Origin of the sequence: Streptomyces sp. YIM 98790 (assembly GCF_011421595.1) — a bacterium.
Lineage (GTDB): Bacteria > Actinomycetota > Actinomycetes > Streptomycetales > Streptomycetaceae > Streptomyces.
Genome location: NZ_WTLH01000215.1, coordinates 1 through 8,613, shown reverse-complemented (window position 1 = coordinate 8,613; position 8,613 = coordinate 1). Strand labels below are relative to the sequence as shown.

General features: G+C 75.6%; 8 protein-coding genes and 2 pseudogenes. 5 read left to right on the top strand and 5 right to left on the bottom strand.

The annotated features are described in order from the left end of the window. On the top strand, nucleotides 1–399 hold a 399-nt coding region (locus tag GQS09_RS24535; RefSeq protein WP_165989758.1), incomplete at its 5' end, for an ROK family protein. A 71-nt stretch (nucleotides 400–470) separates the two neighbouring features. Here the strand turns inward: GQS09_RS24535 and GQS09_RS24530 are convergent. From GQS09_RS24530 to GQS09_RS24520, 3 genes and pseudogenes are all read right to left on the bottom strand, one after another. Further along, nucleotides 471–1,430 (bottom strand): extracellular solute-binding protein, encoded by a 960-nt coding sequence (locus tag GQS09_RS24530; RefSeq protein WP_165989757.1) that lies wholly within the window; start codon nucleotides 1,428–1,430, stop codon nucleotides 471–473. Nucleotides 1,431–1,596: 166 nt separating this feature from the next. Further along, nucleotides 1,597–1,863, bottom strand: a pseudogene (locus GQS09_RS30470) (ABC transporter substrate-binding protein); the annotation flags it as partial. Nucleotides 1,864–2,106: 243 nt separating this feature from the next. Then, the gene (locus GQS09_RS24520; RefSeq protein WP_165989756.1) at nucleotides 2,107–2,811 is read right to left on the bottom strand and encodes a hemolysin III family protein; all 705 of its coding nucleotides are present in this window, start codon (nucleotides 2,809–2,811) and stop codon (nucleotides 2,107–2,109) included. Between the two features lie 170 nt (nucleotides 2,812–2,981). Here GQS09_RS24520 and GQS09_RS24515 point away from each other — a divergent pair, with 170 nt between their 5' ends. Continuing rightward, nucleotides 2,982–3,212, top strand: coding sequence for a DUF1918 domain-containing protein (locus GQS09_RS24515; protein WP_165989755.1), 231 nt, complete (start codon nucleotides 2,982–2,984; stop codon nucleotides 3,210–3,212). 95 nt (nucleotides 3,213–3,307) lie between these two features. Beyond that, nucleotides 3,308–4,108, top strand: a complete 801-nt coding sequence (locus GQS09_RS24510) for a universal stress protein (RefSeq protein ID WP_165989754.1) — start codon at nucleotides 3,308–3,310, stop codon at nucleotides 4,106–4,108. 47 nt (nucleotides 4,109–4,155) lie between these two features. Here GQS09_RS24510 and GQS09_RS24505 read toward each other — a convergent pair whose 3' ends face one another. Beyond that, entirely contained in the window at nucleotides 4,156–5,526 is a 1,371-nt protein-coding gene (locus GQS09_RS24505) for a nicotinate phosphoribosyltransferase (RefSeq protein WP_165989753.1), read from the bottom strand. 103 nt (nucleotides 5,527–5,629) lie between these two features. Here GQS09_RS24505 and GQS09_RS24500 point away from each other — a divergent pair, with 103 nt between their 5' ends. Beyond that, a complete protein-coding gene (locus GQS09_RS24500) occupies nucleotides 5,630–6,874 on the top strand; it encodes an MFS transporter (protein ID WP_165989752.1) in 1,245 nt (414 codons plus the stop codon). A 78-nt stretch (nucleotides 6,875–6,952) separates the two neighbouring features. Here GQS09_RS24500 and GQS09_RS24495 read toward each other — a convergent pair whose 3' ends face one another. Further along, complete coding sequence (locus GQS09_RS24495; protein ID WP_165989751.1) at nucleotides 6,953–7,714, bottom strand: 4'-phosphopantetheinyl transferase superfamily protein; 762 nt, start codon at nucleotides 7,712–7,714, stop codon at nucleotides 6,953–6,955. 331 nt (nucleotides 7,715–8,045) lie between these two features. Between GQS09_RS24495 and GQS09_RS24490 the strand changes: the two are divergent. Further along, nucleotides 8,046–8,613: pseudogene (locus GQS09_RS24490) on the top strand (alanine racemase); the annotation flags it as partial.

The following is an 8,613-nucleotide window of genomic DNA, read 5'->3' as shown; positions in this document are numbered from 1 at the left end:
CAGTCGGTCGCCGCCGAGTTCGCCGCGGTCGCCCGGGCGGCACTGCGCGGCGAGCCGGGCGCCCGCTCGCTGCTGGAGCGCTCGGCGCGCCGGCTCGCGCTGGCCGTGCGGAATCTGGCCAACATCATGGACCTGGAGCAGATCGTGCTCACCGGGCGCAGCCTGGCCATCGCCGGTTCGCTCTACCAGCCGGTCATCCAGGAGGAGCTGGACCGCGCGTTCTTCGCCCGCGACGCGCACCCGGTGACGGTCCGGCTGTCCCAGTCCGCGGCGACCGCGCCCGCCATCGGCGCGGCGGCCCTGGTGCTCCAGTCGGAGCTGGTGCCGCTGCGGGAGGGGCTGCGGCTGCCGGAGAACCTGCCCGACGCCGCCCGGCCCCGCCCGGCCACGGCGACCTGACCGCCGGGGAGGCCGCACGCCGGCCGCCGCCCCGGGCGCGGCGGACCCGGGTCCCGGGGCGGCGGCCGGGGCTAGCCCTCGTTCCGGGCGGTCGCGGTGATGGCCGCGGCGGCCTCCTCCGGGGTCACGGCGCCCGCGATGAGCTCCGCGACACTGTCGTTGACCTGCCCGCCGACGGCCGGCGGGTAGGCCTGGTCCAGGTAGAGCTGGAAGCCGGAGGCGTCGGCCACCGCCTCGGCCACCTCGCGGAGGTTGTCGTCCTGAATCCGGCCGGCGGTGTCGGCGCGGGCGGGCAGCCCGGCCCCGGCCTCGACGAACTCCTCCTGCTGTTCCTTGCCGGCCAGGTACGTCACGAAATCCACGGCCTGGTCCGGGGCGTCGGCGGCCACCGCGAAGCCGTTGCCGCCGCCGAGCGCCTCGTCGATGCTGCCGGCTCCGCCCCCGACCTCCGGGAAGCGGAAGAATCCGAGGTCCTCGCCGATGCCGCCGGCCGCGTCGGCCTGCACCGCGGGCGCCCACTGGCCCATCAGTTCCATGGCGGCCCGGCCCGAGCCGACCGCCGCGGCCTGGCCGTCCGGGGTGTCGTACTCGGCGCCGAGGAAGCCCTCCTGGAAGGGCTCCATCGCGGCCAGGTCCTGCACCAGCGCGCCGGCCTCGATGAACCCGTCGGCGGTGAAGTCCTTGGTCTCGGCGGCTTCGGCCAGCATCTGCAGGCCGCCGACGCGCATGGCCAGATAGGTCCAGTAGTAGTGCCCCGGCCACTTGGACTGGCCGGCCAGCGCGATCGGGGTGATGCCGGCGTCCTTCAGGGCCTGCACCGCGTCCAGGAACTCCTCCCAGGTGGCCGGCGGCTGCTCGATGCCGGCCTCGGCGAACAGCGCCTCGTTGTACCAGAAGCCCACCATGCCGGCGTCGATGGGCAGGCCGTAGACCTTGCCGTCCAGCGTGTAGGGGGCGATGGCCGCGGAGGTGAAGGTCTCGATGGCGGATGCGGCGTCCTGGCTCAGCTCCCGCACCAGACCGGCGTCCACCTGCTGCTGGNTTGCCGTCCAGCGTGTAGGGGGCGATGGCCGCGGAGGTGAAGGTCTCGATGGCGGATGCGGCGTCCTGGCTCAGCTCCCGCACCAGACCGGCGTCCACCTGCTGCTGGAGCACGCCGCCGCCCCAGGTGGAGAAGACGTCCGGCACGTCGCCGGCCGCGGTCTGGGTGGTCATCTTGGACTTGAAGGCGTCGTTCTCCAGTTCGGTGATCCTGATCCGGACGCCGGGATTCTCCGCCTCGAACTCCTTGGCCCAGTCCCGGTAGAGGGTCTGGTTGGGCTCGGTGGTCCCGATGTGCCACCACTCGATGGTGACGGTGTTCCCGCCGTCGTCACCCCCGTCGTCGGAACAGCCGGACAGCAGCAGCGCGGTGACGGCGGCCAGGGCCGCCGCTCCCCTCAGTCGTCTCCGAGCGAATGTCATGCCTGTGCTCCTTTGCACCGCCGTGAAATTCTTCGGAAATATTTCGGAGATTATCTGAATCTTTCGCGCTCCGAACCCTAGGAATCAGCTTGTGCAGCGTCAACGAAGCAGGCCGACGGAGCAGTGATTGAAGCCGAATCGCGATGCAGAATTATCCGGCGAGAGTCCGAAATTTTTCCGGTTCAGCCGGGGAATCACGGCCGGCGGGGAGAGTCCGGCGGGGAGAGTCCGGGCGCGGCCGGCTCAGCCGGAGCCGTGGACGAGCAGGCTGATGGCGATGTACTGGCACGTCCAGGCGGCGATGGTGAAGGCGTGGAAGATCTCGTGGAAACCGAACCAGGCCGGTGAGGGGTCCGGGCGCCGGAGGCCGTAGACCACTCCGCCGGCGGTGTAGAGCAGCCCGCCGGCCAGGGTGAGCGCCGAGACCGCCACCCCGGCCCCGTCCACCAGCGGGCCGAAGGCCGGGGCGATGGACCAGCCCAGTGCGATGTAGAGGGCGGTGTACAGGGCGCGCGGAGCGCCGGGCCACACGCAGCGGAACACGATTCCCGCGGCGGCACCGATCCAGATGCCCCAGAGCAGCACGGTGCGCGGGGTGCCGCTCAGCCCGAGCAGGACCACGGGGGTGTAGGTGCCGGCGATCAGCAGGTAGACGTTGGAGTGGTCGATCCGGCGCAGCACCTCCCGGACGGCCGGCGACCAGCTGCCGCGGTGGTAGACGCCGCTGGTGGCGAACAGTGCCAGCCCGCAGGCGGTGTAGACGGCCGCCCCGGCGGTGGCCTGCCCGGAGGGGGCGAGCACGGTGAGCACCAGGCCGGCGGCCAGCACCAGAGGCGCGGCCCCGGCGTGCAGCCAGCCGCGCAGCCGGGGTTTGACCGCTTCGATGAGCTCGTCGAGCGGCGACTCCGGGGCGGTGCCGGCCCGCCGGTTCTCCTCGGTCGCGGTCATGCACCCGCCCCTTCCCTGGTGTTCCGCCTTGCCCCGCCTTGTCCGGATCAACGTACCAAGCGTCCGGTGCGGCCCCGCGGGGCGGGGCCCGCGGTTCCGTGATGCCTCCGCAGGTGTGTCGTGCCACGCTGGAGAGCAGCAGGCACCGGCAGCGGAGAGCGGTGAGGCCCATGCATGCGGAACTTGGCGACCAGCTGGTGGTGGAGGGGCGGACCACGGGTGCGGTGCCGCGGGACGGCGAGATCGTCGGGCTGCACCACGAGGACGGCACTCCCCCGTACGACGTGCGCTGGTCGGACACCGGCCGGGTGTCGACCGTCTTCCCCGGCCCCGACGCGCATGTGCACCACCTGCACCATGTGCACGATCCGCACCGGCTGCACGGCACACACCGGTACTGACAGCGGTGTGTGCCGACAGCGGTGTGCCGGCAGCGGTGTGCTGACAGCGGTGTACCGACGGCGGCGGACGGGCGGACCGGCCGCCGGGAGGTGAGATGGCACGGGCAGTCGCGGTGGGTGTGGACGGGTCCCGGGAGAGCCGAACGGCGGCGGACTGGGCGGCGCGCGAGGCCGTACGGCGGGAGCTGCCGCTGCGGCTGGTGAACTGCTGGGGCCTGGCCTCGCCGCTGACCCCGCTGCGCCGGGACGCGGAGCCGGGCGGCTCCCGGCGGCTGCTGGGCGAGCTGCAGGCGCGGCTGGCCGCCCGCTATCCGGAGCTGGAGATCGGGACCGAGTCGCTCACCGGCAGCCCGGTGCACGCGCTGACCGGGGCCGCCGCCGCGGCGGAGCTGCTGGTGCTGGGCTCGCGCGGACTGGGCCAGGTGACGGGGTTTCTGCTCGGCTCGGTGAGCCTGCCGGTGGTGGCCCGGGCGGAGCGCCCGGTGGTGGTGGTCCGGCCGGAGGGCAACTGGACGGAGGCGTCCGGGCTGGAGGTGGTGGTGGGCGTGCACCGTCCCGAGCCGGCGGTACTGGACTTCGCCGTCCGCGCGGCCGCCGCCCGGGGGCTGCGGCTGCGCGCGGTGCACGTGACCCCGCCGGAGGACGGGGCCCGGCTGCCGGGCGAGCCGGTCTCGGTGCCGGCCTCGCTGCGCAGCGCCCATCCCGGCGCCCAGGTGGTGGAGGAGCCGGCGACCGGGTCCCCGGGGCAGGTGCTGACCGAGGCGGCCGCCGACGCCGAGCTGGTGGTGGTGGGACGCGGCGGGCACCGTCCGGGGCTCGGGCCGCGGGTCGGCCCGGTGGTGCACGCGCTGCTGCACCACGCGCCGTGCCCGGTGGCCGTGGTGCCGCACGGCTGACCGGCCCGGGCCGGGAGCGCAGCAGTCCACGGCCGGACCGCGGCGGGTCAGCGGCCGGTGCCGGTCCGGGCCCGGATGCGGTCGCGGACCTCCCCGGTGAGCCGGTCGAGCGCCTCCGACCGGCCGGGCCGGGGGGCGGCCGGGTCCTGGATGCGGCGGGCCTCCTCGGGCAGCTCCGCCAGATCGGTCTGGAAGCGTTCCCGGGCGGCGGCGAGGGTGTCCGGGGCGGCGGTGCGCCGCCCGCCGGCCATCACCGTCCGCAGCAGCGGCTCGGTCCCGGGCGGTGCCGGCTCGTCGCGCAGCCCGATCACGTCCCGCAGGCCGGGGCCGCGGAAGACCTGCTTGGCGGCCGGGGCGGTCACCTTGGCCGCGGACAGCTTCATCACCGGGCGGCCGGCGAAGGACACCAGCTTGTAGGCGGAGTCCAGATAGGGGGCGTCGGCGCTGACCCCCGCCTTGGTGCCCACCGCGTACACGTCGATCGGCGCGCCGCTGCCCACCAGACGGTGCACGGCGTACTCGTCGAGCCCGCCGCTGGCCACGATCCGCACCTCGGGCAGCCCGGCGTCGTCCAGGATGCGGCGGCAGCGCACGGCCAGGCCGCCCAGGTCGCCGCTGTCCAGGCGGATGGCGCAGCCGGGACCGTAACCGAGGTCGCGCAGCACCCGGGCGGCCGCGGCGGTGCCCCGCTCGGTGTCGTAGGTGTCCACCAGGAAGGTCACCGGCCCGGGATGCGCGCGGGCGAAGGCGCGGAAGGCGGCCTCCTCGTCCTCGAACGCCTCGATCCAGGAGTGCGCCATGGTGCCCACCGCGCGGATGCCCAGTTCGGTGGCGGCGGCCACATTGCTGGTTCCGGCGAAACCGGTCAGGGCGCCCACCCGGGCCATCTGGTGCGCGGCCTCGGTGCCCTGGGTGCGGCGCAGCGAGAAGTCGATCACCGGACGGCCTTCGGCGGCCAGCACGCAGCGGGCCGCCTTGGAGGCCACCGCGGTCTGGTGACTGACCTGGTTGAGCAGGAAGGACTCGGCGAGCTGGGCCTGCGGCAGGGGGGCGGTCACCTCCAGCAGGGGTTCCCCGGCGAGGACCACCCGGCCCTCCGGCACGGCGCGCACCTCGCCCCGGAACTCCAGTCCGGTCAGCGGGTCCAGGTCGGCGGGGGGCCGGTGCAGGGCATCGGCGAAGGCGGCGGCCTCGGCCGGGCCGACCCGGAGCCGGGAGAGGTAGTCCAGGACGGGTTCCAGGCCCGCCGCCACCAGGAAGCCGCGCCGCCGCGGCAGCTCCCGGACGAACAGGCTGAAGGTGGCCTCGGCGGTCATGCCCTCCCGCAGATAGCCGAGGCACATGCTGACCTCGTACAGATCGGTGGTGAGCACCTGTCGTGCGCCGGGAACCGCGGGCGCCGGAACAACTCCTCCCATACCCCCATCATCCGCACACCGCCACCCGCCGCCACCCGTCGGCGTCATCCGGGGTTAGGCTCCCGCCGGACACTCATGGGCGCGGGCGTGTGCGGAGGCGGGCGTGAACGGAAGCGGTGCCGGGAGGGCGGCGGCGTCCACGTCCGGTCCCCCGGCCGGCGGACCGGACGGCGGACCGGACGCCGGAGCAGCGGATGGGCGTCCCCCGCGGGACGCGGTGCGGGCGCGGCTGGCGGTGTGCCTGGTCTTCACCATCATGGGTTCGGTGGTCGGCGGCTGGTCGTCCCGGATTCCCGAGGTGCGGCGTGCGGTCGGCCTGGGCGACGCCTCGTGGGGTGCGGCCGGTACCGCCTCCACGGCCGGGGACGTGGTGGCCCTGGCGCTGATCACCCTCTTGATCGGGCGGGTGAGTGTGCGGTGGCTGAGTCTGGCCAGCGCCGGGCTGATCCTGTGCGCCGCGCCGCTGCTGGCCTCGGCCGGCACCCTGACCGCGCTGCTGCTGGGGCTGGTGTTCTTCGGATTCTCCGCCGGGCTGCTGTCCACGCCGATGAACGCGCAGGCGGCGGAGGTGGAGCGGCGCTACGGCCGCCCGGTGATGTCGGGTTTCCACGCCTGTTTCAGCTTCGGGGTGCTGGGCGGCGGCGCGCTGGGCACCCTGGCCGCGGCCGGCGGGGTGACGCCGGGCGTGCAGATGGCCGGGAACAGCGTGGTGCTGGCCGCGCTGCTGCTGGCGGCGGGCCGCTGGCTGCCGGACGAGGTGACCCGGGCGCCGGCCGGCGGCGGGGTGCTGCGGCGGGTGCGGCGGCGGTTCACCCCGCAGCTCCTGCTGCTGGCCGCGATCGCCTTCGTGGCGGCCTTCGTGGAGGGCGCGGCCTGGCAGTGGTCGGCGATCTACGCGGCCGACTCGCTGGGCGCGAGCGCCGCCCTGGCCGCGGCCACCTATACCGCGCTGACCGCGACCGCCGCACTGGCCCGGCTGGGCGGCGACCGGCTGCTGGGACGGCTGGGCCACCGGCGGTTCCTCCGGCTGTCCGGGCTGGTGTCGGCGGCGGGGGTGGCACTGGCCGTGGCGTGGCCGCACCCGGCGCCGGCCCTGGCCGGCTTCGCCGTGCTGGGACTGGGCATCGCCTGCATGTCCCCCGCGGTCTTCGGCCTGGCCGGCCGCCAGCCGGGGCTGACCGCGGGCGAGGGCGTGTCCGTGCTGGTGCTGGGGCAGTGGCCCGGCTTTCTGCTGGCGCCGCCGCTGATCGGCGCCCTGGCCGGCCTGACCGAGCTGCGCCTCGCGCTGCTCGCGCTGGTCGCCGCCTCCCTGGCGGCGGCCCTGCTCGCCGCCCGCGTCCGGCCCTGACGCGCCCGTCCGCGCGGCGGCGGAGCGGGCGGCCGACGGCACGGGCGCGACGCGGGCACGGTGCGGCCGGCAGCGGGCTCAGGCCACCGGCAGCCCGTCCGGCAGTCCGTCCGGCAGCCCCTTGTGGTGCACGATGCGCAGCTCGCCTCCGGCGGGCCGGCGCAGCGCCACCGCGAGCACATGGCCGCCGGTCACCGTCCACTGGCCGAACTGCCAGTTCTCGGGCCGGTCCGCCAGCTCCGGACCGAAGCGGGCCGTGATGCCGGTGCCCCCGCCCGCCGTCTCGGGCAGCTCGAAGCCGAACTGCTCGAAGGGGAGTTGCAGGCCCAGGCCGCGCGCCTTGGCGTAGGCCTCCTTCAGCGTCCAGTAGCGGAAGAACCGGCCGGTGCGGTCCCGCGGCGCGACGGCGGCCAGCGCCGCCGCCTCCCTGGCGGTGAGGGTGGAGGGCACCAGGATCTCCACGTCGGCGTCCCGGGTCATGGACTCCACGTCCACCCCGCAGTCCACGTCCCGGACCAGCAGGCAGGCGATCAGCCCGTCGGTGTGCGAGATGTTGAACCGGACGGTGCCGTAGCCGTCGGGCGCCCCGATCTCCGGCCGCCCGTACCGGCCGCGCGAGAAGCGCCAGGCGGCGGGCGGCACCCCCGGGCAGCAGCGGCTGAGCAGGGTGCGGATCATCCCGCGGGCGACCAGCGCGTTGTGCCGGCCGTTCCACGGCCGGATGCGCGCCACTTCGGCCAGCTCCTCCGGCGTCAGCAGTTCCCGGTAGGAGTCCAGCAGCGCCGGGTCCCGGACGGTGAGGGGGTCGACGTACCACAGGTGCGCCTCCCCCGGCTCCATGGCCGACACCTCTCCACCCCTTCCGCCACGACGGCACGCCGGCCCTTCCCCCGGCACCGCGACCGGACCGTGCCGCCCGCCGTTCCCTGCCCGCCGCCCCGCTCACGGGACGGGCGGACCGCGCACTCCCGCCGGCCGGGCCGGGTCGGCGGCGATGCCGGCGGTGGCGGCGGTGGCGGCGGCATCGGTGCGGCGGCGGTGGCGCCGGTGCCGCCGAACAGCGGCACGCGGGGCGGGTGGGGGAGCGGATGCGGGCAGTAGCATGCGGGGTCGGCGTGCCGGTGGTTCTTCGGGCGAGGGGGCGTCCCGGCCGCCGCGGGAAGGGACGTGGATGACCGGGAGCGAACGCACGGGCGGTGCGCGCTTCGCGCGGCTGGATCTGGCCACCCGCGTGCTCCAGCCGCCGTACGCGGTCGTCGATCTCGGCGCGCTGCGGGCGAACGCCGAAGGGCTGGCCCGCCTGGCGGGCGGCAAGCCGGTCCGGCTGGCCACCCGCGCGCTGCGCTGCCGGGCCCTGCTGCGGACGGTTCTGGAACTTCCCGGCTTCCGGGGCCTGCTGGCCTTCACCGTGCCGGAGGCGCTGTGGCTGGCCGAGGAGTTCGACGACGTGCTGGTCGGGTCCCCGACCGCCGACCCGGTTGCGCTGCACCGGCTGGCCACCGACGCCCGGCTGGCCGGCCGGATCACCCTGATGGCGGACCGCACCGACCACCTGGACCTGATCGCCGACGCGGTGCGGGCGGCCCGCGGCCGGCCGGGCGGGGGCCATCCGCTGCGGGTCTGCCTGGATCTCGACGCCTCGCTGCGGCTGCTCGGCGGGCGGCTGCGCTTCGGCGCCCGCCGCTCCCCGGTGCACCGTCCCGCGCAGGCGGCGGCCCTGGCCCGGGCGGCCCTGGCCC